Annotated in this window: 24 protein-coding genes, 4 tRNA genes and 1 pseudogene; 10 read left to right on the top strand and 19 right to left on the bottom strand. The window is 58.4% G+C overall.

Annotated elements, in window-relative coordinates:
* Positions 1-39: 39 nt before the first annotated feature.
* The 7 genes from clpX to ACA053_RS10300 form a co-directional block, all read right to left on the bottom strand.
* Positions 40-1,323: an ATP-dependent Clp protease ATP-binding subunit ClpX gene (gene clpX, locus ACA053_RS10330; RefSeq protein WP_007946893.1), complete on the bottom strand. Its 1,284-nt coding sequence runs from the start codon at positions 1,321-1,323 to the stop codon at positions 40-42.
* A gap of 113 nt (positions 1,324-1,436) precedes the next feature.
* Positions 1,437-2,072: an ATP-dependent Clp endopeptidase proteolytic subunit ClpP gene (clpP, locus tag ACA053_RS10325; RefSeq protein ID WP_095167796.1), complete on the bottom strand. Its 636-nt coding sequence runs from the start codon at positions 2,070-2,072 to the stop codon at positions 1,437-1,439.
* A 93-nt stretch (positions 2,073-2,165) separates the two neighbouring features.
* Positions 2,166-3,476, bottom strand: a complete 1,311-nt coding sequence (gene tig, locus ACA053_RS10320; RefSeq protein ID WP_497395309.1) for a trigger factor — start codon at positions 3,474-3,476, stop codon at positions 2,166-2,168.
* Between the two features lie 403 nt (positions 3,477-3,879).
* Positions 3,880-3,955 (bottom strand) — tRNA-His (locus tag ACA053_RS10315).
* Positions 3,956-4,032: 77 nt separating this feature from the next.
* Positions 4,033-4,117: transfer RNA gene (locus ACA053_RS10310), tRNA-Leu, on the bottom strand.
* A gap of 56 nt (positions 4,118-4,173) precedes the next feature.
* A tRNA-His gene (locus ACA053_RS10305) sits at positions 4,174-4,249 on the bottom strand.
* Positions 4,250-4,281: 32 nt separating this feature from the next.
* Positions 4,282-4,358 (bottom strand) — tRNA-Arg (locus tag ACA053_RS10300).
* Between the two features lie 275 nt (positions 4,359-4,633).
* On the opposite strand from ACA053_RS10300, the gene folD reads away from it, so the two are divergent.
* On the top strand, positions 4,634-5,488 hold the full coding sequence (folD, locus tag ACA053_RS10295; protein WP_109629273.1) for a bifunctional methylenetetrahydrofolate dehydrogenase/methenyltetrahydrofolate cyclohydrolase FolD: 855 nt from the start codon (positions 4,634-4,636) through the stop codon (positions 5,486-5,488).
* Between the two features lie 236 nt (positions 5,489-5,724).
* Positions 5,725-6,663, top strand: a complete 939-nt coding sequence (gene pbpG / locus ACA053_RS10290; protein ID WP_497395307.1) for a D-alanyl-D-alanine endopeptidase — start codon at positions 5,725-5,727, stop codon at positions 6,661-6,663.
* Between the two features lie 55 nt (positions 6,664-6,718).
* On the opposite strand, the gene ACA053_RS10285 is transcribed toward pbpG, so the two are convergent.
* The 5 genes and pseudogenes from ACA053_RS10285 to ACA053_RS10265 form a co-directional block, all read right to left on the bottom strand.
* Positions 6,719-6,934, bottom strand: a complete 216-nt coding sequence (locus ACA053_RS10285) for a hypothetical protein (protein ID WP_109629269.1) — start codon at positions 6,932-6,934, stop codon at positions 6,719-6,721.
* A 17-nt stretch (positions 6,935-6,951) separates the two neighbouring features.
* The gene (locus ACA053_RS10280) at positions 6,952-7,158 is read right to left on the bottom strand and encodes a DUF6021 family protein (RefSeq protein WP_497316996.1); all 207 of its coding nucleotides are present in this window, start codon (positions 7,156-7,158) and stop codon (positions 6,952-6,954) included.
* Between the two features lie 95 nt (positions 7,159-7,253).
* Positions 7,254-7,981 (bottom strand): annotated as a pseudogene (locus ACA053_RS10275) (C39 family peptidase).
* A 412-nt stretch (positions 7,982-8,393) separates the two neighbouring features.
* Positions 8,394-9,143, bottom strand: coding sequence for a TerC family protein (locus ACA053_RS10270; protein WP_109629265.1), 750 nt, complete (start codon positions 9,141-9,143; stop codon positions 8,394-8,396).
* Positions 9,144-9,170: 27 nt separating this feature from the next.
* Positions 9,171-9,413: a hypothetical protein gene (locus ACA053_RS10265; RefSeq protein ID WP_109629263.1), complete on the bottom strand. Its 243-nt coding sequence runs from the start codon at positions 9,411-9,413 to the stop codon at positions 9,171-9,173.
* A 135-nt stretch (positions 9,414-9,548) separates the two neighbouring features.
* On the opposite strand from ACA053_RS10265, the gene nhaR reads away from it, so the two are divergent.
* Positions 9,549-10,448 carry a transcriptional activator NhaR gene (gene nhaR, locus ACA053_RS10260; RefSeq protein ID WP_109629261.1) on the top strand — a complete coding sequence of 300 codons (900 nt, stop codon included), beginning with the start codon at positions 9,549-9,551 and terminating at the stop codon, positions 10,446-10,448.
* A 4-nt stretch (positions 10,449-10,452) separates the two neighbouring features.
* Here nhaR and ACA053_RS10255 read toward each other — a convergent pair whose 3' ends face one another.
* A complete protein-coding gene (locus tag ACA053_RS10255; RefSeq protein WP_497395305.1) occupies positions 10,453-11,607 on the bottom strand; it encodes an MFS transporter in 1,155 nt (384 codons plus the stop codon).
* A 279-nt stretch (positions 11,608-11,886) separates the two neighbouring features.
* Here ACA053_RS10255 and sstT point away from each other — a divergent pair, with 279 nt between their 5' ends.
* Complete coding sequence (sstT, locus tag ACA053_RS10250) at positions 11,887-13,119, top strand: serine/threonine transporter SstT (protein WP_497395303.1); 1,233 nt, start codon at positions 11,887-11,889, stop codon at positions 13,117-13,119.
* 182 nt (positions 13,120-13,301) lie between these two features.
* Here the strand turns inward: sstT and ACA053_RS10245 are convergent, their stop codons facing one another.
* Positions 13,302-13,811, bottom strand: a complete 510-nt coding sequence (locus ACA053_RS10245; protein WP_497316986.1) for a DUF1993 domain-containing protein — start codon at positions 13,809-13,811, stop codon at positions 13,302-13,304.
* A gap of 139 nt (positions 13,812-13,950) precedes the next feature.
* Here ACA053_RS10245 and ACA053_RS10240 point away from each other — a divergent pair, with 139 nt between their 5' ends.
* Positions 13,951-14,598, top strand: coding sequence for a YceH family protein (locus ACA053_RS10240; protein ID WP_109629254.1), 648 nt, complete (start codon positions 13,951-13,953; stop codon positions 14,596-14,598).
* Between the two features lie 115 nt (positions 14,599-14,713).
* Here ACA053_RS10240 and ACA053_RS10235 read toward each other — a convergent pair whose 3' ends face one another.
* Both ACA053_RS10235 and ACA053_RS10230 read right to left on the bottom strand, forming a co-directional pair.
* Positions 14,714-15,232: a cupin domain-containing protein gene (locus tag ACA053_RS10235; protein ID WP_497395301.1), complete on the bottom strand. Its 519-nt coding sequence runs from the start codon at positions 15,230-15,232 to the stop codon at positions 14,714-14,716.
* Between the two features lie 242 nt (positions 15,233-15,474).
* On the bottom strand, positions 15,475-16,293 hold the full coding sequence (locus ACA053_RS10230; protein WP_497316982.1) for a shikimate 5-dehydrogenase: 819 nt from the start codon (positions 16,291-16,293) through the stop codon (positions 15,475-15,477).
* Between the two features lie 246 nt (positions 16,294-16,539).
* Here ACA053_RS10230 and ACA053_RS10225 point away from each other — a divergent pair, with 246 nt between their 5' ends.
* The 3 genes from ACA053_RS10225 to ACA053_RS10215 all read left to right on the top strand — a co-directional run bounded on the left by ACA053_RS10225 (position 16,540) and on the right by ACA053_RS10215 (position 17,619).
* Complete coding sequence (locus tag ACA053_RS10225; RefSeq protein WP_109629248.1) at positions 16,540-16,905, top strand: hypothetical protein; 366 nt, start codon at positions 16,540-16,542, stop codon at positions 16,903-16,905.
* A 236-nt stretch (positions 16,906-17,141) separates the two neighbouring features.
* On the top strand, positions 17,142-17,336 hold the full coding sequence (locus ACA053_RS10220) for a hypothetical protein (protein ID WP_003179723.1): 195 nt from the start codon (positions 17,142-17,144) through the stop codon (positions 17,334-17,336).
* Between the two features lie 100 nt (positions 17,337-17,436).
* A complete protein-coding gene (locus ACA053_RS10215) occupies positions 17,437-17,619 on the top strand; it encodes a hypothetical protein (protein ID WP_109629246.1) in 183 nt (60 codons plus the stop codon).
* Here the strand turns inward: ACA053_RS10215 and ACA053_RS10210 are convergent.
* Positions 17,616-18,677 carry an AI-2E family transporter gene (locus tag ACA053_RS10210; RefSeq protein ID WP_497395299.1) on the bottom strand — a complete coding sequence of 354 codons (1,062 nt, stop codon included), beginning with the start codon at positions 18,675-18,677 and terminating at the stop codon, positions 17,616-17,618. The two genes, ACA053_RS10215 and ACA053_RS10210, sit on opposite strands and share 4 nt — an antisense overlap.
* Before the next feature lie 164 nt (positions 18,678-18,841).
* Here ACA053_RS10210 and trhP point away from each other — a divergent pair, with 164 nt between their 5' ends.
* Positions 18,842-20,164 carry a prephenate-dependent tRNA uridine(34) hydroxylase TrhP gene (gene trhP, locus ACA053_RS10205; protein ID WP_497316977.1) on the top strand — a complete coding sequence of 441 codons (1,323 nt, stop codon included), beginning with the start codon at positions 18,842-18,844 and terminating at the stop codon, positions 20,162-20,164.
* A 1-nt stretch (position 20,165) separates the two neighbouring features.
* Here the strand turns inward: trhP and ACA053_RS10200 are convergent, their stop codons facing one another.
* A complete protein-coding gene (locus ACA053_RS10200; RefSeq protein WP_497316975.1) occupies positions 20,166-21,029 on the bottom strand; it encodes a LysR substrate-binding domain-containing protein in 864 nt (287 codons plus the stop codon).
* A gap of 96 nt (positions 21,030-21,125) precedes the next feature.
* On the opposite strand from ACA053_RS10200, the gene ACA053_RS10195 reads away from it, so the two are divergent.
* Positions 21,126-22,034, top strand: coding sequence for a DMT family transporter (locus ACA053_RS10195; protein ID WP_497316973.1), 909 nt, complete (start codon positions 21,126-21,128; stop codon positions 22,032-22,034).
* A gap of 37 nt (positions 22,035-22,071) precedes the next feature.
* On the opposite strand, the gene ACA053_RS10190 is transcribed toward ACA053_RS10195, so the two are convergent.
* Positions 22,072-22,302, bottom strand: a complete 231-nt coding sequence (locus ACA053_RS10190) for a hypothetical protein (protein WP_497316971.1) — start codon at positions 22,300-22,302, stop codon at positions 22,072-22,074.
* Between the last annotated feature and the right edge of the window lies 1 nt (position 22,303).

Here is a 22,303-nt window from a genome sequence, read left to right as displayed (position 1 = left end):
GGGCCCGAAGGCCCCTTCTTTATTCCAGCTGCCTGACGCTTAAGCGTCTGGCGCAGCCTTGGCAGCCGGCTCACTGTTTTCGTAGATATACAGTGGCTTGGACTTGCCTTCTATCACGCTTTCGTCGATCACTACTTTACTCACCTCGGACTGCGAGGGGATTTCATACATAGTGTCGAGCAATACACCTTCGAGAATCGAGCGCAGTCCACGGGCACCGGTCTTGCGTTCCAGGGCACGTTTGGCGACCGATTTCAGCGCGTCGGCCCGGAATTCCAGGTCCACACCTTCCATCTCGAACAGCTTGGCATACTGCTTGGTCAGAGCATTTTTCGGCTCGGTGAGAATCTGCATCAATGCAGCCTCATCAAGCTCGTCCAGCGTGGCAAGGACCGGCAGACGACCGACGAATTCCGGGATCAGACCGAACTTGACCAGATCGTCAGGCTCGACTTCACGCAGGGATTCACCGACTTTCTTGCCTTCTTCCTTGCTACGAACTTCCGCGTTGAAACCGATGCCGCCCTTGGTCGAACGGTTTTGAATAACCTTTTCCAGACCGGAGAACGCACCACCGCAGATGAACAGAATGTTACGGGTGTCGACCTGAAGGAATTCCTGCTGCGGATGCTTGCGACCACCTTGCGGCGGAACGGAAGCGACCGTGCCTTCGATCAACTTGAGCAGGGCCTGCTGCACGCCTTCACCGGAAACGTCCCGGGTGATCGACGGGTTGTCAGACTTGCGCGAGATCTTGTCGATCTCATCGATGTAGACAATGCCCATCTGGGCTTTTTCTACGTCGTAATCGCACTTCTGCAGCAGCTTCTGAATGATGTTCTCGACATCTTCACCCACGTAACCCGCCTCGGTGAGGGTGGTTGCGTCAGCGATGGTGAACGGAACGTTCAGCAAACGGGCCAGTGTTTCGGCAAGCAGGGTTTTACCCGAGCCTGTCGGGCCGATCAGCAAGATGTTGCTCTTGCCGAGCTCGACGTCGTCATTCTTTTTGTCACGCTGATTCAGACGCTTGTAGTGGTTGTACACCGCTACGGCCAGAACCTTTTTCGCACGCTCCTGACCAATCACGTACTGATCAAGGATGCCGCTGATTTCTTTAGGCGAAGGCAATTTATGCGCGCTGCTTTCGGCCTGGGCTTCCTGCACCTCCTCTCGGATGATGTCATTGCACAGGTCGACGCACTCGTCGCAGATAAAGACCGAGGGGCCGGCAATCAATTTGCGCACTTCATGCTGGCTTTTGCCACAGAAGGAGCAATAGAGCAGCTTGCCGTTGTCCTCGCCGTTGCGGGTGTCAGTCATTCGTTCGATCCAAATCCGATAGGCTTGCAACACAAGATGAAGGCTATTGCGGGCTTTTTCAAGCCCGCTAATGATCAGACCAGCCGACCAAGCCTATTTTGAGCTGCTTATTTTTAAGCAGGGCGCTGGGCGATCACTTCATCGATCAACCCGTACTCACGCGCAGCTTCTGCACTCATGAAGTTATCGCGGTTGGTGTCGCGCTCGATTTCTTCAAGAGTGTGGCCGCTGTGCTTGGCCATCAGCGTGTTGAGACGCTCACGAATGAAGAGAATTTCCTTGGCATGGATTTCGATATCCGACGCCTGCCCCTGGAAACCGCCCAGCGGCTGGTGAATCATCACGCGCGAATTCGGCAGGCAATAACGCTTGCCGGCAGCACCGGCGGTCAGCAGAAACGCGCCCATGCTGCACGCCTGGCCGATACAGGTGGTCGATACGTTGGGTTTGATGAACTGCATGGTGTCGTAGATCGACATGCCTGCTGTCACCGAACCGCCCGGGGAGTTGATATAGAGATGGATGTCCTTGTCCGGGTTTTCCGCTTCAAGGAACAGCAGTTGCGCACAGATCAGGTTGGCCATGTAGTCCTCTACCGGACCAACCAGAAAGATCACTCGCTCCTTGAGAAGACGCGAGTAAATGTCATAGGCGCGCTCGCCACGAGCAGACTGCTCGACAACCATCGGGACCAGGCCGCCTGCGGCCTGGATATCAGAGTTCTGCTGAATATACGAATTACGGAACATGCTCTGCAGTCACTCCCAAATAGTTATGTCTTGAATACGCATAAGCCAGCACGAAGGCTGGCTTATGGTGTGTACTTCTTATCGCAAAAACGATCAGTCGGCTTGTGGAGCTTCTACCGGCTTGACTGCTTCTTCGTAAGAGACCGATTTGTCGGTCACGCTAGCTTTCTGCAGAACAGTATCCACAACTTGTTCTTCCAGCACAACCGAACGGACTTCGTTCAGTTGCTGGTCGTTCTTGTAGTACCAAGACACAACCTGCTCAGGCTCCTGGTAGGCCGAAGCCATTTCCTGAATCATTTCACGAACGCGGGCTTCGTCTGGCTTGAGGTCGAATTGCTTGACCACTTCAGCCACGATCAGACCCAGCACAACGCGGCGCTTGGCCTGTTCTTCGAACAGCTCGGCCGGCAGTTGATCAGGCTTGATGTTGCCGCCGAACTGCTGAACAGCCTGCACACGCAGACGGTCAACTTCGTTGGACAGCAGAGCCTTAGGCACTTCGATCGGGTTGGTGGCCAGCAGACCGTCCATTACCTGATTCTTGACCTTGGATTTGATCGCCTGACGCAGTTCGCGCTCCATGTTCTTGCGAACTTCGGTGCGGAAGCCTTCCAGACCGGTTTCCTTGATGCCGAATTGAGCGAAGAATTCTTCGTTCAGCTCTGGCAGTTTTGGCTCGGAAACAGTGTTCACAGTCACGGTGAACTCAGCGGTTTTGCCCGCCAGGTCGAGGTTCTGATAGTCCTCTGGGAAGGTCAGGCTCAGAACGCGCTCTTCGCCGGCTTTAGCGCCAACCAGACCGTCTTCGAAACCAGGGATCATGCGGCCGGAACCCAGAACCAGCTGAGTACCTTTGGCGGAACCGCCAGCAAACACTTCGCCGTCAACCTTGCCAACGAAATCGATGTTCAACTGGTCTTCGTTCTGGGCAGCGCGATCGGCCACTTCGAAACGGGTGTTCTGCTTGCGCAGCACGTCCAGCATCTTGTCCAGATCGGCATCAGCCACGTCAGCGCTCAGGCGCTCTACGGTGATACCTTCAAAGCCGGCAACGGTGAACTCAGGGAACACTTCGAAGATGGCAACGTATTCCAGATCTTTGCCGGCTTCCATCGATTTAGGCTCGATCGAAGGGGCGCCAGCCGGGTTCAGCTTTTGCTCGACAACAGCTTCGTAGAACGAAGACTGGATCACATCGCCTACAGCTTCCTGACGCGCATCAGCACCAAAACGGCGCTTGATTTCGCTCATTGGCACTTTGCCTGGACGGAAGCCAGCAATCTTGGCCTTTTGGGCAGTCTGCTGCAGACGCTTGTTGACCTGAGTCTCGATGCGCTCAGCCGGCACGGTGATGCTCATGCGGCGCTCAAGAGCAGAAGTATTTTCAACAGAAACTTGCATGGATATTCCTCGTTGCACAGACGTTAGCCGGCCGTTTCCGACCCCAGAATCAAGGGCATGCATTCTAGTGGGTCAAACTCAAGAAGTCACCCTACTGAAAACGGGTAAAAAAGCAGCAGGCAATTTATAGGCGAGGGACAAACGGTTGTGCCTCGCCCTGTTAGCAAATACAGCCAGTCACGCCAGGGCCCTGCACCCATCCTTCTATATATAGAAGAAGTTGCCAATCATCTCCCTGACAGCCGGTCTTGCGAGCAAGGCCGGCGGGCGGCGCGGCATCATCGAGAAACATAAATACGATGAAACACCCCACCCCTGCGACCCAGAACATGCAGCCACTTGATACTCGAACCGCTAAAACAAAAAAGGCGCCAGACTGTTAAATCTGGCGCCTCTCGAAATATGGGGTGGACGAAGGGGATCGAACCCTCGACAACGGGAGTCACAATCCCGTGCTCTACCAACTGAGCTACGCCCACCATATTGCCTTGCAAAGAAGCCAAACAACTCCCTTGCTGCGCCCCAATCAAGCCAGCCGGCCTGAGTGAAGCTTATTTGGTGCGGATGAAGAGACTCGAACTCTTACACCTTGCGGCGCTGGAACCTAAATCCAGTGTGTCTACCAATTCCACCACATCCGCGTTTGAAGCTGTTAAAGCAAAGGCGCCAGACTGTTAATCTGGCGCCTTTCGAAATATGGGGTGGACGAAGGGGATCGAACCCTCGACAACGGGAGTCACAATCCCGTGCTCTACCAACTGAGCTACGCCCACCATATTGCGCTACTTGTGCCAAAGCTGCCTAATGGCGCACCCGGCAGGACTCGAACCTGCGACCATCCGCTTAGAAGGCGGATGCTCTATCCAGCTGAGCTACGGGCGCCTTATTAATCTGTACTCTTGGAGGACTACAAACTAAGAGCTTTCCAGCCTCGCAGAACCGTAATTCCGCTCGACCTTCTCATCCAGTGCTAGGCTGTGCCCGACAAGTGCGACGAATAGTATAGAGCGCCCCGAGGGTCGTCAAATCCTTTTTATAAAAAATTCATTTAATTAAAGGGCTTAGAGGAATTTGCAGACCAAGCGCCTTTGCCCTCACCGCATGACATGCGAGAATGCGTTCTCTTTTTTTCCCCTCTCGATGGTTAATCACGCGCAATGACTGCACAACTAATCGACGGCAAATCGATCGCCGCCAGCCTGCGCCAGCAGATCGCCAAACGGGTCAACGAGCGTCGCGAGCAAGGCCTGCGCACGCCGGGCCTCGCGGTGATCCTGGTCGGCAGCGATCCTGCCTCTCAGGTTTATGTCTCGCACAAGCGTAAAGACTGTGAAGAGGTCGGCTTCATTTCCCAAGCCTACGACCTGCCTTCCGAAACCACTCAAGAAGCACTGACCGATCTGATCGATCGCCTGAACGACGATCCGGCAATTGACGGCGTTCTGCTTCAGCTTCCTTTACCTGAACACCTGGATGCCTCCAAATTGCTGGAGCGCATTCGTCCGGATAAAGACGTCGACGGTTTCCACCCTTATAACGTCGGTCGCCTGGCCCAGCGCATCCCGCTGCTACGTCCGTGCACCCCCAAAGGCATCATGACCCTGCTGGAAAGCACCGGTGCTTGCCTTTACGGGATGAATGCCGTGGTCGTCGGAGCGTCCAACATTGTTGGCCGTCCGATGGCGATGGAATTGCTGCTGGCCGGCTGCACCGTGACCGTCACCCACCGATTCACCAAGGATCTGGCGGACCACGTCGGCCGTGCCGATCTGGTCGTCGTCGCCGCCGGCAAGCCGGGCTTGGTCAAAGGTGAGTGGATCAAGGAAGGCGCGATCGTGATCGACGTCGGTATCAATCGACAGGAAGACGGCAAACTGGTCGGTGACGTGATCTACGAAACCGCCCTGCCCCGCGCCGGCTGGATCACTCCGGTACCGGGCGGAGTCGGCCCGATGACGCGCGCCTGCCTGCTGGAAAACACGTTGTACGCTGCGGAAACACTGCACAGCTGAGTGCCCGTTTTGGCATAAGCGACGAATAAAAGAACCCCGCCAATGGCGGGGTTCTTTTTGCCTGAAGTAAAAGATCGACCATCCGCCGGAAAATGACTTTTTTTTCATGTTCCCAAGGACTTTTACGTCCTGCTAGAACAACCATCGACAGTTATTCAGCCATACTCCAGAATGTCGCGCTTTTACGAAATAGCCCGTTACATAACGGCTTATCAACACCTTATGAGTCTGCCAGCGTGAAAATCCGTCTTTCCATCCTGAGCCTATTTTTTGCATTTACAGGGACGTTCATCACGCCAACCGCCAGCGCTGCGGAGACCACCGCGGCCCCCCGAGACACGAAACAACTCAAGCTCGCTTCCGGCAGCTCTTTGCTGCTGGATATGCAGACCAACAAAGTCATTTATGCCAGCAACCCCGACGTGGTTGTCCCTATCGCCTCCGTCAGCAAATTGATGACCGGCCTGATTGTGGTTGAAGCCCGACAGAACATGGACGAGTACATCAATATCAACATCAGCGACACGCCAGAAATGAAAGGCGTGTTTTCCCGAGTCAAACTCAAAAGCGAATTGCCGCGCAGGGAAATGCTGCTGATCGCCCTGATGTCCTCGGAAAACCGTGCAGCCGCGAGCCTGGCCCATCACTATCCGGGCGGCTATGTCGCATTCATTGCCGCGATGAACGCCAAGGCCAAGGCGCTGGGCATGACCAGCACCCACTTCGTCGAGCCGACGGGCCTCTCCCCTCGTAACGTCTCTACCGCCCGCGACCTGAGCAAATTGCTGATCGCCGCGCACAAATATCCGTTATTGACCGAGTTGAGTACCACCAAGGAAAAAACCGTCACCTTCCGCAAACCCAAATACAGCCTGGGTTTCCGTAACACCGACCATTTGGTCCGCAAGCCAAACTGGGACATCAAGCTGACCAAGACCGGGTTCACCAATGAAGCCGGTCACTGCCTGGTGTTGGTGACCAGCATGGGCAATCGCCAGGTGGCGCTAGTGATCCTCGACGCCTTCGGTAAGTACACGCATTTCGCCGATGCCGCCCGCATCCGCAGTTGGGTGGAAACCGGCAAAGGCGCAGACGTGCCGTCGGTAGCCTTGCAGTACAAGTCGGACAAGAACCTCAAGCACCGTCAGAGCGGTGTGGTTGAAGCTTCAAAATAAGTCAGGGACAGAAAAAACAAAGCCCCGATCATTCGGGGCTTTTTTTCGTCTGGAGCTAATCGTTGGGCAACGGCATCTGATCGTCATCCGGAATGCCATCCCCGGCACTTGGATCTTTCATGCCATGGGGATGCTCCGTCGGGACCACCATCGGACGCGCCAACGGATCTCTTAGCGGGTCATCAGGATCCATCACCGGATCAACACCCTTTTCGGGGGTTGTTGGAACACTGTCCGGACGTTTGTCGTTGAAACTCGAATCAGTAGACATACGCACCTCACCAAGGGTTAGGGTTTCAGATCAGCGAGTGGGTCGTAAGGCTTCGCCGGAGCCTTGGGATTGTCGCCCGGCTTCACATCCCGGGGCGCCTTGGCGGGCCCGATGGGATCGACCTGAGGGTCAGAGAGGTCCGGCGAATCAGGGTCGAAACCCAACTCGTCACCCGAAGAATGCTCGGATGAATGCGGGCCGTCGGGGGTATTGGAATGTGCCATGGGGGCGCCTCCTGGGATCTGGCCCGGAGAAACCGGGTCTTGTCCTTTAGAGGCCAGGTACGCCCGGCGGTGCCGGGCACATGACGAACGGAAGCTTATTGCGAGGTCAGCGCCTTCTTCGCACGGGCAGCGGCCTGTTCCTGACCGGCCTGGCCAAGATCACTCGCTGCCTTGAGCCAGCGCTGCTGATCGACATTGGCGGGGATCTGATTGGGTTTCTGGATGAGGACGGCCCAGCCGCCAGCATCCTTGAACGCCGACTCAAACGAACTGAAGCTCATCAAATTCCGGCGATTCATCCCGGCACGCAGCAACACCGTCTGCTTCTGGCGATTGTATCCGGCGAGAATGGCATAACGCGGCTCAGCCCAGAGCGCCGAGCCTTCAGTGAAGCGCACCATCACCGGATAGCCGGCCGCGACCTGGGTCAACAGCGCCGGCAAATTGCTGTCGAGGGGATACACCACCATCCCGTACTCACGCGCCAGGTTTTGCATGTTCTGCTGCAACTGGGCCTCGGCGCCCGGCAAGTGCAAGGGTTTTTCGAGCAATCCAGGCGTAATCACGATGCCCTGCTGCGACAACAGGCTGGCCAGCACCTGAGGCCCGCTTTGATGGTCTTGGCCGCGGTAGAACGTGCCGCTGAGTTCGACGCGTTCCGGCAGTCGCTTGATCTCCGGCACCACACTCCCCGCGCATCCGGCCAAACCTGCAACGCAGCCGACTATCAGCGCCGCCGTTCGAATTCGAGAAAATACCCGCACGATCATCACTCTCTTGTTCAGACGCCAGGCAAAACGCTCCCGGCTTGGCCGTCGATCATAGGACGCCACGCAGCGGCGGTATAGCCTTAAACCGCAGTTGAGTGCGTTCGATAGAGCGAACTGGTTGATGACAGCCGACCTTTGGTCAATAGCCTGAAACACAGCAGCGACTAGACTGTCATTTGCAAAGAGTGTGTGCCCGAGGCAGGGCAAAGAGGAGGCACTGATGAGCCTGACAATGACAATCGTGATGTTGATTTCCGGCTGGCTGGCTGTGGCGGCCGCCATGTTGTGGGGCGTTTTGCGGATTACCCGTCGGCACCATCACCACCCCGTTCAATCGGCGCCTTTGGCAAAGACCGATAAACCACCGGTCCACCACGCGACCGCGCACTGATCCTTTCCGATTCGCCAACAAAAACGGCCGCCTGGGCTCTTTCGAGCGCAGGCGGCCGTTTCGTTTTTCGCGGGTTAAGCTTCAGCCGCTATTTTCTTCTGCCTGGCCCGACGCGACATCATGTTCAAGCCCTCGATCGTCGCCGAGAAGGCCATGGCTGCATAGACGTAGCCCTTAGGCACGTGAGCCCCGAAACCTTCAGCGATCAGCGTCATGCCGATCATGATCAGGAAGCCCAGCGCCAGCATCACCACCGTCGGGTTGTCGTTGATGAATTTGGCCAGAGGATCAGCCGCCAGCAACATCACCAGCACCGACACCACCACGGCGATGATCATGATTGGCAAGTGCTCGGTCATGCCCACTGCGGTAATGATGCTGTCGATGGAGAACACCATGTCCAGCATCAGGATCTGACCGATCGCGGCAGCAAAGCCCAGGGTCACGGTCGAGGTCGCCGACATCGGATCATCCGGGGCCGGGTCCATGCTGTGATGGATCTCGGTGGTCGCCTTCCACAACAGGAACAGGCCACCGGCGATCAGGATCATGTCCTTCCAGGAGAACGCGTGGCCGAGAATATCGATCACCGGCTCAGTCAACTGGACGATGAACGCGATGGTGCTCAACAGGCCCAGTCGCAGAATCAACGCCATGCCGATACCGATGCGGCGTGCTTTCTGCCGATGCTGCTCGGGCAGTTTGTTGGTCAGGATCGAGATGAAGATCAGGTTATCGATGCCGAGCACGATTTCCATCACGATCAACGTGGCCAGGGCGACCCAGGCGGTGGGGCTTGCAGCAAGTTCTAAAAGGTATTCCATGGGTCAGTCCTGACTCGTTGTGACGGTTTAGATTTCCTGGGACGAAGATTCGGTTTTGCGCTTGTCTTCGGCCGATGGTTCTTTCTTGCTGATCAGGCCGCCGGTGGCATCACTGATCGCTTGTTCGGCGGCTTTGTGGGTGTCGTCGATCGCCTGTTTAGCGGTTTCGGCAGCCTTGCCCATCAATTGCTGCGCGCTCTTCTCGGCCTGGTCGCAACCGGCCAGTACCAGTAAAGACGCGATCAGCAGTGCCGTGGTTTTAAGCTTCATGATGCCTTCCTCGATAGAACAGAACGGGCCGAAACGATGGCCCGTTGATAGCGATGCATTCTAGGGAGGCAAACACTTCAGGAAAATTCGTATTTTTAGCAGCTATACTTCGGTTTTTACGAACTTTAGGTCGTCATGCTCAACTATCGGCAATTGCATTATTTCTGGGTGGTAGCCAAGACAGGCAGCATCGTACGCGCCTGCGAGCAACTGAATCTGACACCGCAGACCATCAGCGGGCAGATATCCTTGCTCGAACAAACCTATGGCATCGAGCTGTTCCGACGAGTCGGTCGGCAGCTTGAGCTGACGGAGGCCGGGCGTCAGACCCTGCCCTACGCCGAGCAAATGTTTCAGCTGGGTGGCGAACTGGAGTTGATGCTGCGGGCGCAACCCAACGAACAGCAGATCCTGTTCCGGGTGGGCGTCGCGGACGTGGTGCCCAAATCCATCGTCTATCGCCTGATTGCGCCGACCATGGAATTGAGCGAGCCGCTGCGCATCACCTGTCGCGAAGACAAACTTGAGCGTTTGCTCGCCGACCTGGCGATCCAGCGCCTGGATCTGGTGATTTCCGACAGCCCGATGCCGTCGCACCTGGACATCAAGGGCTATAGCCAGAAACTCGGTGAATGCGGGATCAGCTTCTTCGCCACCGCCGAACTGGCGGCGCAGTACGGTCAGGATTTCCCGCGCAGCCTGCACGGCGCACCGCTGCTGATTCCCGGGCCGGAAACCGTGGTGCGCAGCCGCTTGCAACGCTGGTTTGCCGAGCAGCAGATCCAGCCACGCATCGTCGGCGAGTTCGACGACAGCGCCCTGATGCAGGCTTTCGGTCAGTCCGGCAGCGGGATTTTCATCGGTCCGAGCGTGATTGCCGACGAGGTGAAACGCCAATACGGCGTGGAGTTGATTGGCCAGACCGACGCCGTGACGGAGTCGTTCTACGCCATTTCAGTGGAACGCAAGGTCAAGCACCCCGGCATCGTTGCGATTACCGAAGGTGCCCGACGCGAACTGTTCACCGAGGTGTGAAAGGTCAGGCGCAGACTTCGCGCGGCTTCATGGTCATCAGCGCCATGGCCAAGAGAATCGACACCAGGATAAACGCGGCGGCTGCAAAACCCAGCCCGCCCAGACCAACGCTGTCGATCACCCGCCCGCCAACCATCGCGCCCAAGCCAATCCCGAGGTTGGCCCCGGCGATGTTCAGCGACGCGGCAAAGGCCGGCGCCTCGGGCGCGACCTTCATCAATCGCACATGGCTGACCAGGAACAGCGCGGCCTGGGTCACGCCCCAAATCCCCATCGCCGCCGCCAGACCGAGCGGCGAATGAATGTTCGGCACCAACGCCACCATGCCGGCGATCATGAACGCGCAGAACATCACCGAAGCCATCAGCGGATGACGATCCACCGCACGACCGCCCAACGAGTTGCCAATCAGCCCGACTGCGCCAAAGCCCATCAGGCACCAACCGACCACCGTGCCGTTGAAACCGGCGAGGCGTTCAAGGATGTCCGCCAGGTAGGTGTAAACGGTGAACATGCCGCTGAACACCAGGATCGACAGCAGCACATGGCCCAGCATCAACGGGCTGCGCAAGATCTTGAACTGCGAACGAAAGCTCACCTGATGCTGGTGCAGGTTGGTTTTCGGCAGGTAGATAAACAGTAGCAACGCCTTGGCAAACGCGATCACCGCCAGAATGCCGAAGGCACTGCGCCAGCCGAACGCATCGGAAATCAGCGTGCCCACCGGAATGCCGAACACTGTGGCGCAGACAATGCCGAACCCGATCTTGGCGATCGCCCGCCCGGCGAAATCCGGCCCGACGATGTCAACCGCGGTTTCACTGGCCAACGCCCAGAACACCGGCAGCCCCAGCGCGGGGATCAACCGGGCGATGGCCATTACCCAGATGTTCGGCGCAAACGCCGCGAGGGTGTTGGCCAGGCCGAACATGATCAGCACCGAGATGAACAGCTTGCGCCGCTCGAACCTTGCGAAGTAGGCGGTCAGGAACGGCCCGAACGCGGCGACGGTGAAGGCGAACAAAGTCACCAGCAAACCCGCTTGGGGAATGCTGACTTCAAGGTCTCGGGCAATCGCCGGCAACAGGCCGACGATGATGAATTCCGTGGTCAGCACGGTAAAACCGGCGGCTGACAACAGAAGGATGGGCAACAGCATGCAGAACTCCAGAAAACGACGACACCAGCGATAGCCCGAAGGCCCACTGGCATGACTTTGAAATGAGGATGCGCAATCTTAACAGAGTGTTTCCGATCAGGGTTGCACGAACCTGCCGATCTCGTTGAACGTGCGGGTGGCAGATCGTCACAGGTCTGAAGGATCAAGACCACGCTGTGATAAAGTCCGCGCCCTGCGATACGTACACCCTGTTCATCGGCCATTCATTGGCATTGATGTCGCGATACCCCCGCACCTAATAATCAGAGATGCCGTTTTATGACTGCTTCATCCCCTTCGCTATTGCAACGCTTGAAACGCTTGAGCCTGGTCTCGCAAATCGTCATCGGCCTGATCGCCGGGATTGCCCTGGCGCTGATCGCGCCTGAGGTGGCGAAGTCCACGGCGTTCATCGGCAAAGTCTTCGTCTCGGCACTGAAAGCCGTCGCGCCGATTCTGGTGTTCGTGCTGGTCATGGCGTCGATCGCCAACCACAAGCACGGCCAGGAAACCCACATCCGGCCGATTCTGTTTTTGTACCTGCTGGGCACGTTTGCCGCCGCGGTGGTCGCGGTCGTTGCCAGCATGATATTTCCGTCCAGCCTGGTGCTGTCCACTCATGACGTCGCCGTGACTGCGCCGGGCGGCATCAGCGAAGTGCTGCAAAGTCTGCTGCTCAGCGTGGTCGACAACCCGGTCAGTGCGCTGATGAACGCCAACTTCATCGGCATTCTGGCCTGGGCGATCGGCATGGGTGTTGCAATCCGCCATGCCGGCGAAACGACCCGCGAAGTGCTCGGCGACCTGTCCAACGGCGTGACCCTGATCGTGCGCCTGGTGATTCGTTTCGCGCCGCTGGGGATCTTCGGCCTTGTCGCGTCGACCCTCGCCACGTCCGGCTTCGGTGCGTTGATCGGCTACGTGCATCTGCTGGCCGTGCTGCTGGGCTGCATGTTGTTTGTGGCGCTGGTGATGAACCCGGTGATCGTGTTCTGGAAACTGCGTCGCAACCCGTATCCGCTGGTGCTGATGTGCTTGCGGGAAAGCGGCATCACCGCGTTCTTTACCCGCAGCTCGGCGGCGAATATTCCGGTCAACCTGGAATTGAGCAAGCGCCTGGGCCTGCATGAAGACACTTACTCGGTATCGATTCCGCTGGGCGCGACCATCAACATGGCCGGCGCGGCGATCACCATCACCGTGCTGACGCTGGCGGCTGTGCATACCCTGGGCATCGCCGTGGATATTCCGACAGCCATTCTGCTCAGTGTGGTGGCGGCGATCTGTGCCTGTGGCGCTTCGGGTGTGGCCGGTGGTTCGCTGCTGCTGATTCCGCTGGCGTGCAGTCTGTTCGGCATTCCGAGTGAAATCGCCATGCAGGTGGTGGCGGTAGGTTTCATAATCGGGGTATTGCAGGACTCTGCGGAGACTGCGCTGAACTCCTCCACTGACGTGCTGTTTACCGCCGCGGCTTGCCTGGGCGAAGAAGCGAAAGCAGAACGCCTGGCCTGACACCGCACCTTGTAGGAGCCAGGCTTGCCGGCGAAGGCGATATCAAGGACGCCTTCGCCGGCAAGCCTGGCTCCTACAGGTTTGGCGTGAGCCGCAAAAGCACGATATCCCCTGATCCGTAGAGTCAAACAAAAAGCCCGCCAAGGCTTGCACCTTGGCGGGCTTTTTAGTGCGCGGACGGTTTAGAACGCGCCCATGTAATCGCGCTTGCCCACTTCCACACCGTTGTGACGCAGCAGTGCGTAAGCGGTGGTGACGTGGAAGAAGAACTGCGGCAGGCCGTAGCTCAGCAGGTAAGCCTGGCCACTGAAACGCTTCTCTTTAGGCGTGCCTGGACGGGTGACGATCTCGATGCCTTCCTTGCCGTCGATCTGCTCAGGCTTGATCTCGCCGATGTAAGCCAGAACCTTGGCGATCAAGGCTTGCAGCTCAGCGAAGGTGGTTTCGGTGTCGTCGTACTTCGGCACTTCGATCTCGGCCAGGCGCGAGGAAACGCCTTTGGCGAAATCAACGGCGATCTGCACCTGACGCACCAGCGGGAACATGTCCGGGTACAGACGGGCTTGCAGGAACGCGTTCGGATCGATGTTCTTGGCGGTGGCGTGGGCTTCGGCCTTGTTCAGAACGTCGCTCAGGGCGTTGAGCATTTGTTTGAAAACAGGAACGGAAGCGGCATACAGGGAAATAGTCATGACAGTCTCATGTGGTGACAGGAGGAAAACGTGGGCCGATTATAGCCATGCCCGCCCCTCCTGCGGCTTGTCTTTTATCCTGCAAGGATTAGGCTAGGCGGCTTCGACTGCATGCTTCGACTGCATAGGGAAAAGCGCGATGAGCACTGAGCAAGAAACGACCTTCGACGAACCGCGGCTCAACAGCACGGAAATCCGCATTCTAGGCTCGTTGATCGAGAAGCAGGCCACCAGCCCGGAAACCTATCCGCTGACCCTCAATGCACTGGTGATCGCCTGCAACCAGAAAACCAGTCGTGAACCGGTGATGAACCTGACACAAGGCCAGGTCGGCCAGAGCCTGCGCGCCCTTGAAGGTCGCGGCTTTACCAAACTGGTGATGGGCAGCCGTGCCGATCGCTGGGAGCACAAGGTCGACAAGGCGCTGGAACTGGTGCCGGCCCAGGTGATTCTGGCGGGACTGCTGTTTCTGCGAGGCCCGCAGACGGTCAATGAACTGCTGACCCGCAGCGGCCGCATGCACGATTTTGAAGACGCCGAACAGGTGGTGCATCAACTGGAACGCTTGATTGCTCGTGGGCTGGCGTTGTTGATTCCGCGCCAGGCCGGGCAGCGCGAAGACCGATATATGCATGCGTTGGGTGATCCGGCGGATATCGAAGTCATCCTCGCCGCCCGGCAAAACCCGGCCGAACGTGGCACCAGCAGCGGCGTCTCCGTAGAGCGGATCGAAGAGCTTGAGGCGCGGATTTCAGCGCTGGAAGAACGCCTGGCTCGCCTCGAATAACCAACACTGTGGCCTGTAGGAGCGAGGCTTGCCCGCGAAAGCGATTCAACATCCAACATTATCGTCGAATTGAAAATCGCCTTCGCGGGCAAGCCTCGCTCCTACAAAAGGAGTGCTACTCGCCATCCCAGTAATCAACGCCGTCACCCGGCCGGGCGATGGCGACGAAGCCTGAGGCATTGCCTTCGGCGTCGATCTTGAAATCGTCCATCACTGCGTATTTGCCGGAATCCGGGTACTCGCAAATCTCCGGCGATTGCTGGGTGCTGACCGCCAGGTAGCGCAGTTCACCCTTGCTGGTGTTGATGATCTGGTGCGCAGCTTCAGGACCGCCCGGTGGGCAGGCGATCACGTCGCCGGCGCGGATCGGAAAACGCTCGGCACCGAGGCGCACCTCCCCTTCCCCGGCCACGACATAAAACATCTCCTCGTTGACCCGATGGCTGTGAAACGGGCTGCCACGCATGCCCGGCTCCAGAACGTACAGCCGATAACCGAGCTTTTGCGCGCCCAGTTGCTGGCCGACCCGGGCCATTCTTTGCTGGTAGCGCCCGGCGGTTTCACCAGTGGGCGCCAGGGCTTCGGGCAGCGGTTCGAGTTCGACCTGATTCAGGTTGAGAATGGGGGGATGCATGGGAACCTCGGGCACGGTTTGTTGGTTGGGGGCGGCAAGTCTTTGCTGGCTGGCGGGGAGTATAGGCGGGGAAATGTGCGGCAACTGACCCAGGGTATGACTCAAGGACGAGTCGCGGCCATCGCGGGCAAGCCCGCTCCCACATGGGTTGGGTTGCCCGCAAAAATTGAGGTCGACTCAGATCCTGTGGGAGCGGGCTTGCCCGCGATGGCGTCAGTACAGTCAACAGACAACTGGAGGGTTCAGCCCCGGGCAAACTCCACCGCTTTCTTGAACTGCTCATCCGTCGGCCGCACGCCGGTGTACAGGACAAACTGCTCCAGCGCCTGGATCGCGATCACTTCCAGCCCGGTAATGACGCGCTTGCCCTCGGCGCGACCGCGCACGATCAGCGGTGTTTCCGAGGGAATCGCCACCACATCGAAGACAGTCTCGGCAGCAGCGATGGTTTCAGCGTCGAACGCCAGTTGATCGGCCTCAGGACCACCGCTCATGCCGATCGGCGTGACGTTGATCAACATCTGCGGACGCTCAGCGCCCAGCTCCGCCTGCCACTGATAACCCAGCGACTGCGCCAACGCCCGCCCGGCGCGTTCGTTACGGGCCACGATCAAGCCGTTTTTGTAGCCGCCATCGCGCAAGGCACTGGCCACGGCCTTGGCCATGCCGCCGCTGCCGCGCAGGGCAAAAGTCGACTCCTTCGGCACCCGATGGGTATCAAGCAGTTGGGCGATGGCGATGTAATCAGTGTTGTAGGCCTTGAGATGGCCGTCGGTGTTGACGATCGTATTGATCGATTGAATGGCCGCTGCGGAAGCGTCCAGCTCATCGACCAGTGCAATGCAGGCTTCCTTGAACGGCATCGACACGCCGCAACCACGAATGCCTAGTGCACGAATGCCGCCAACGGCACCCGGCAGATCCTGACTGCTGAACGCCTTGTAGTAGAAATTCAGGCCCAACTGTTCATACAGATGATTGTGAAACCGCAGGCCGAAGTTGCCGGGGCGCCCGGACAGCGACATGCACAGCTGGGTGTCTCGGTTGGGGTTCATCTGCATGAAACATCTCCTTCTATAAGCACTTTCAGATGGACGGGATTAGCCATTCCATCGCGTTCTGATCGATCATTAAGGCGTGCCAGTGCAGGTTCGCAAGGGCCGTAAAGAAGCCGGTACAGACCTTACACAAAATTTACCCAACGGCTGTGCTGATTTTCAAAAAAACGCTGTCTTAGATGTATCCCCGCGACGATCCTTGGGTCTATTGCAGACGCAAGCGCCGGGTCGAAGAACCGAGGAATTATCATGATCCGTAAAATCCCCACAGTTGCTTTGCTGCTTGGTGCTCTTGCTATCACAGGGCAGGCAGAGGCTGGCGGCGGTCACGGTTGGCAGGGTCCAGCGGTATTTGGCGCGATCGTTGGTTCGGCAATCGTCGGCTCGGCCATCATCAACAGCAACCGGCCTGTCTACGTACAGCAACCGGTCTACGCCCAGCCGCAGCCGGTTTACGTACAACAACCGCCACCGGTTTATTACCAGCCTGCGCCGGTCTACGTGCAGCAACCGGTCTACTACGCGCCACCGCCGGTTTACTACGGCCCGCCACGTGGCTATTACGGTCCACCGCGCGGCTACTACGGCCATCCCCACGGTTATGGCCGCTGGTAACAGCCTCAATCAGGCCCCGCCTTATCAGCGGGGCTTTTTTGTGACCGTTCGTCGGCAAAGGTCTGGAAAAATCGCGTCAAGGTCGCTGTCGGGACAGTGTGGGCGGTTCAAGTTGGCAAGATTGACGCGCCCGCCCTTCCCCCGCATTGGGTAAAACGGTCATATTTATGTCACGCCAGGTCCGCAAGCTTGGATCTGTCCGTAAACAACAGGTTGATAAAAACAAGGACGACCTCATGCCCACGCAAAACCCGCACCGCATCGTCGGCTTGTGCACTTCCAGCAAGGTGTACAACGCGTTGACCGAACTCAAGCACCTGGAAGGCCATCGCAGCGCCAAGTTTCTTTCGCTGCTGGCCGAAAACCTGGTGCGCAAAGGCCTGCTCAACGAGCAGGAAGTGGTCCACATGCTTGATCTGGTGGTGGACTGATCCCAAGACTCACTGTCATCAATGACGACTATCGAAAGTGTTGATTGTCCGTTTTAGTGGCTGGTCCGTAAGGTGGCTCCATAGATTAGTGGAGGTACTTATGGCCCAGGTTCAAATCATGTCCGTCATCGGCAGCGCCGTTCCCGCACCGCTCAGAGAGCTAGGATTGCTCGCCTGTTGGTATCTGGTTCAGGACGGCGAACCGATCAGCGGACCGCTCACTTCGCTGCCGGCCGCCAAGGCACTGTCGCAACAAATCGGCCAGGGGCAGCTCAGCGCTTAAGGCAGCTGCACCCTTGGTTTGGTTTCGATGAAGATCGCCCAGCTCGACATGAACAGCGCTGCAATCAGCGGCCCGATGACAAAGCCGTTCAGGCCGAAAATCGCCAGGCCGCCCAGGGTCGAGATGAGGATCAGATAGTCCGGCATCTTCGTGTCCTTGCCCACCAGGATCGGTCGCAGCACGTTATCCACCAGGCCGATCACGAAAACCCCGAACAACCCCAGCACCACGCCCTGCCAGATCGCCCCGGTGAACAGGAAGAACGCCGCCACCGGCGCCCACACAATCCCCGCCCCCACGGCTGGCAACAGCGATAGAAACGCCATCAATACCGCCCAGAGCAACGCGCTCGGGATGTCCAGAAACCAGAAAATCAAACCGCCCAATGTGCCCTGAGTGATCGCCACCAGCAGGTTTCCCTTTACGGTCGCCCGAACCACGCGGTTGAACTTGAGCTGCAAACGGCGTTTCTGGTGTTCCTGCAAAGGTACGGCAGAGCGAACTTTACGGGCCAGTTCCGCGCCGTCTCGCAGGAAGAAGAACAGCAGGTAGAGCATGATGAAAAAGCCGACCACAAAATCGAACGTGCCCTGACCGAAACTGAAGACTTGCGTGGCGACAAACTCATTGCCCGTCACCGCACTCTTGATGATTTTCTCCCGCAGCCCGTCCAGCTCGCCGAGCCCGGCCCGATCCAGCAAATGCTGGAAGTATGGCGGCAAGCTGTGCTTGAAATGCGTCACATACCCCGCAATGTCCAGCTCGCCGCTTTCAATGCTCTTGTAGAGTGACGCCCCTTCCTGGACCAGCAAGATACTGAGGATGATCACCGGCAGGATCGCGATCACCAGGCAGATGCTCAGGGTGAGCAGCGACGTCAGGTTGCGCGGCCAGCCGAACTTCAGTTGTATCCGCCGCTGCAGCGGCGCGAACAGAATCCCGAGGATCACCGCCCAGAACACCGCGCCATAGAACGGCAGCAAAATCCAGATAAAAGCGGCGGAGACCACTCCGAGCAAAATCACCAGCGATTTATTGTGTACCGTCTGTTCGTTCATGTCCGATCCATGTCAGTGCGCTCTCGTATTGAAGAGCCGTGCTGATGCTTAGTCCGCCACGGTTCGCGCGAGTGCCATCCGTTTATTCATCAAGCATAGATCCAGATCAATGAACCCCGCGGGCAAGCCGATTACGCTTGCGGGCTTTTGCGATCAACACCGCCATGACTCTCCTTGCTCCAGAACTGCTGGCTCCCGCCGGCACCTTGAAAAACATGCGATACGCCTTCGCCTACGGTGCCGATGCGGTCTACGCCGGCCAGCCGCGTTACAGCCTGCGGGTGCGCAACAACGAATTCGATCACGCCAATCTCGCCCTCGGCATTCGCGAGGCACAGGCGCAGGGCAAACGCTTCTATGTGGTGGTGAACATTGCGCCGCACAATGCCAAGCTCAAGACCTTCCTCAACGACCTGGCCCCCGTGATTGCCATGGCGCCGGACGCGCTGATCATGTCCGACCCGGGCCTGATCATGCTGGTGCGCCGGCACTTCCCGCAGATGCCGATCCACCTGTCGGTGCAGGCCAACACGGTGAACTGGGCCAGCGTCGAGTTCTGGCAGCAACAGGGCTTGAGCCGGATCATCCTGTCGCGGGAACTGTCGCTGGAAGAAATCGCCGAGATCCGCCAGCACGTCCCGGCGATGGAGCTTGAGGTGTTTGTCCATGGCGCGCTGTGCATGGCCTATTCCGGCCGCTGCCTGTTATCGGGTTACATGAACAAGCGCGACGCCAATCAGGGCAGTTGCACCAACGCCTGTCGCTGGAAGTATTCGGCGACGCAAGCCATGGAAAATCAGCTCGGTGAAATCGTCCAGCAGTTCCGGCCTGAACCGACCCTGGGCATCGGCGCGCCGACCGATCAGGTGTTCCTGTTGCAGGAAGCCAATCGCCCGGATGAACTGATGCCGGCCTTCGAAGACGAGCACGGCACTTACATCATGAACGCCAAGGACCTGCGCGCCGTGCAGCATGTCGCACGCCTGACGCAGATGGGCGTGCACTCGCTGAAAATCGAAGGCCGGACCAAATCGCACTTCTATTGCGCGCGTACCACGCAGGTTTATCGCCGCGCGATTAATGACGCAGTGGCCGGTCGCGAGTTCGATCGCAGCTTGATGACGGATCTGGAGTCCCTGGCCCAGCGCGGCTACACCGAAGGTTTCCTGCGCCGGCATGTGCATGACGAATACCAGAACTATCAGCACGGCAGCTCGGTTTCAGAACGCCAGCAGTTTGTTGGCGAGTTGACCGGTGAGCGTCGTGACCGGCTGGCGCAAGTGAAGGTCAAGAACCGGTTTAGCCTGGGCGATCACATGGAACTGATGACGCCCCAGGGTAACTTCCACTTCGATCTGCATCAGATGCAGAACGGCAAAGGTGAGGCGATCGACGTGGCGCCGGGGGACGGGCACACGGTGTATGTGCCGATTCCGGATGCGGTGGATTTGCGGTTCGGGCTGTTGATGCGGGATGTGGGCGCGTAGATCAAACGAACTCCTCGCACAACATCGCCACAAACGCTTCCCGCGCCGGATGAACCCCGGCGTTTTCATGCCAGTAAAACAAGTTGTCGATGGCCGTCAGCTCGGGAAACTCGAACCCTGCGCACCCAGCCCCTTTGGCGTACTGGTCAAACACGCCTTTGGGCACCAGCGCGACCCCGGCCCCGGCACTGACACACCCGACAATCGCTCCATAACTGGCCAGACTGACAATCGGCAACGCCTGCCCCTGCCGCAACAGCCAATGCTCCAGCGCCGCGCGATAAGGACAACCTTGTGGCCACATGAACACGGTCTTGTCCTGCAAATCGGCGATATCACGCACCGGCCCCAGGGATGTCGAGGCAATCAGCAGCAGCTCTTCGCGGTACATGGGCGTGCGTTTGAGTTGCGAGCGCTCGACATCCACCGCCACGATTGCACCGTCGAGCCGATGATTGAGGGTCTCATCGAGCAGTTGGCTCCAGGTGCCGGTGGTCAGTTCCAACGCGACGCCGGGATAACGCTTGTGAAACTTGGCCAGCAGGCGCGGCAGACGACCGGTGGCCGAGGACTCGATGGCACCGATACGCAGCGGGCCGGAAGGTTCGGCCGAAGGGTCAACGGCGCGTTTGGCTTCAACGGTCAGCGCCAGAATCTTCGAGGCGTAAGACAGAAACGTCTGCCCCGCCGGGCTGATGCGCAAACCTCGACCCTCGCGCAAAAACAGCGCCACACCCAACTCGGCTTCCAGCGCCTTGATGCGTGCCGTGATATTCGACGGCACGCAATGCAACAGCTCCGCCGCCCGGGCGATGCTGCCGACCTCGGCAACGGTCTTGAACATACGAATCTGCGCCAGCTCCATACATCACCAAAAGTGAACAGTTTGCGCAGTATAAGTCAGTTGTGGCGAATGATCAGGCTTCCGATACTCGGTGCATCAACCCACCGGTGATCGACCATGAAGCCCTCCACACACACCCTGAAAATTATCCTGGCCATGGCGTTTGTCGTCGCCTGCTGGGGTTACTCACCGACCGGCATCCACATTGGTTTGCAGGCCTATGACCCCGGCCACCTGGCGCTGCTGCGCTTTCTGATTGCGTCGGTATTCATGGCTGTCGTCGCCGCGTTCAAAGGCATCAGCCTGCCGAAGCTTGGCGATTTGCCGCTGCTGTTCGTCCTGGGTTTCTTTGCCGTGAGCCTGCACCACGTCGCCCTGAATATCGGCCAGCAAAGTGTCAGCGCCGGCGCCTCCAGTGTATTGGCGCAATCGACCCCGCTGTTCAGCACCTTGCTGGCGCGGTTCGTGTTCAAGGACCGGGTCAGCGCCTGGCGCTGGGCGTGTGTGTTGCTGGGGTTGATCGGGGTGGTGATTGTGGTGGCCGGTGATCGTGGGCTGGGCAGCCTTGATGCGCACGGGTTGCTGATCTTGCTGGCGGCGGTGTCGTGGAGTTTCTACTTCGCGTTGCAGAAGCATCATTCCGGGCGCTACGACGGTTTGACGCTGGTCTGCTACACGGTCTGGTCGGGCACCGCGCTGTTGCTGATTTATCTGCCGGGGTTGGCCGGCAAGGTCGTCAGTGCGCCGATGCCGGTGCAAATGGCAGTGATCGCATTGGGTGTGTTCCCCAGCGCCCTCGCCTACCTGGCCTGGGCGTTTGTGCTGGCCCACATCGATTTGAGTCGGGCAACCATGACGCTGTATCTGATTCCGCCGACGGCCATGGTCATTGCAGCGTTTGCCCTGGGTGAACAGCCGACGTTGATGGTCGGGGTCGGTGCGGTGGTGGTGCTGATCAGTGTGCTGGCGTTGAATCTGGAGCGGCGTCCCACCGTCATCGCGACCAGCCTGCCCGGCCAGCGCTGACCATCTCATTAAACCCGGCACATTGGCCGGGTTCTCTTTATCGCCTGTCGTCGGACAAGGGGGTTGGCTCATCCGCTGGCGGAACGTCCTCGTCAGCAGTCGGATCCTTCCAGTCTTCAGGTCGATCAGCGTCTGCGGCAGCCGGGTCCAGCGACGGGTCCCTGCCGGGCGGAGCATCGTGATCCAGCGTCGGCTCGTCGGTGCCGGGCATGGGTCTGGTGGGGTCGGTATTGGGTGTTCCACCCTGGAACATTGAGTCGTTAGCCATG

The sequence above is a fragment of the Pseudomonas sp. LBUM1672 genome (genome assembly GCF_059695655.1).
The sequence above is the reverse complement of the archived record's forward strand: the minus strand, read 5'-3'. Positions and strand labels throughout refer to the sequence as shown.

Coding starts and splice junctions, on each gene's coding strand:
- ACA053_RS10255 (WP_497395305.1), bottom strand. CDS start 11,607: ATGCTGTTGCCCATCCTTCTGTTGTCAGCCGCCGGTTTTACCGTGCTG.
- ACA053_RS10210 (WP_497395299.1), bottom strand. CDS start 18,677: ATGAACGAACAGACGGTACACAATAAATCGCTGGTGATTTTGCTCGGA.
- ACA053_RS10270 (WP_109629265.1), bottom strand. CDS start 9,143: ATGGAATACCTTTTAGAACTTGCTGCAAGCCCCACCGCCTGGGTCGCC.
- ACA053_RS10215 (WP_109629246.1), top strand. CDS start 17,437: ATGGCCCAGGTTCAAATCATGTCCGTCATCGGCAGCGCCGTTCCCGCA.
- ACA053_RS10245 (WP_497316986.1), bottom strand. CDS start 13,811: ATGACTATTTCCCTGTATGCCGCTTCCGTTCCTGTTTTCAAACAAATG.
- ACA053_RS10225 (WP_109629248.1), top strand. CDS start 16,540: ATGATCCGTAAAATCCCCACAGTTGCTTTGCTGCTTGGTGCTCTTGCT.
- ACA053_RS10190 (WP_497316971.1), bottom strand. CDS start 22,302: ATGGCTAACGACTCAATGTTCCAGGGTGGAACACCCAATACCGACCCC.
- ACA053_RS10235 (WP_497395301.1), bottom strand. CDS start 15,232: ATGCATCCCCCCATTCTCAACCTGAATCAGGTCGAACTCGAACCGCTG.
- ACA053_RS10240 (WP_109629254.1), top strand. CDS start 13,951: ATGAGCACTGAGCAAGAAACGACCTTCGACGAACCGCGGCTCAACAGC.
- clpP (WP_095167796.1), bottom strand. CDS start 2,072: ATGTTCCGTAATTCGTATATTCAGCAGAACTCTGATATCCAGGCCGCA.
- ACA053_RS10195 (WP_497316973.1), top strand. CDS start 21,126: ATGAAGCCCTCCACACACACCCTGAAAATTATCCTGGCCATGGCGTTT.
- ACA053_RS10265 (WP_109629263.1), bottom strand. CDS start 9,413: ATGAAGCTTAAAACCACGGCACTGCTGATCGCGTCTTTACTGGTACTG.
- ACA053_RS10200 (WP_497316975.1), bottom strand. CDS start 21,029: ATGGAGCTGGCGCAGATTCGTATGTTCAAGACCGTTGCCGAGGTCGGC.
- trhP (WP_497316977.1), top strand. CDS start 18,842: ATGACTCTCCTTGCTCCAGAACTGCTGGCTCCCGCCGGCACCTTGAAA.
- ACA053_RS10220 (WP_003179723.1), top strand. CDS start 17,142: ATGCCCACGCAAAACCCGCACCGCATCGTCGGCTTGTGCACTTCCAGC.
- clpX (WP_007946893.1), bottom strand. CDS start 1,323: ATGACTGACACCCGCAACGGCGAGGACAACGGCAAGCTGCTCTATTGC.
- ACA053_RS10280 (WP_497316996.1), bottom strand. CDS start 7,158: ATGGCACATTCCAATACCCCCGACGGCCCGCATTCATCCGAGCATTCT.
- ACA053_RS10285 (WP_109629269.1), bottom strand. CDS start 6,934: ATGTCTACTGATTCGAGTTTCAACGACAAACGTCCGGACAGTGTTCCA.
- nhaR (WP_109629261.1), top strand. CDS start 9,549: ATGCTCAACTATCGGCAATTGCATTATTTCTGGGTGGTAGCCAAGACA.
- folD (WP_109629273.1), top strand. CDS start 4,634: ATGACTGCACAACTAATCGACGGCAAATCGATCGCCGCCAGCCTGCGC.
- tig (WP_497395309.1), bottom strand. CDS start 3,476: ATGCAAGTTTCTGTTGAAAATACTTCTGCTCTTGAGCGCCGCATGAGC.
- ACA053_RS10230 (WP_497316982.1), bottom strand. CDS start 16,293: ATGCAGATGAACCCCAACCGAGACACCCAGCTGTGCATGTCGCTGTCC.
- sstT (WP_497395303.1), top strand. CDS start 11,887: ATGACTGCTTCATCCCCTTCGCTATTGCAACGCTTGAAACGCTTGAGC.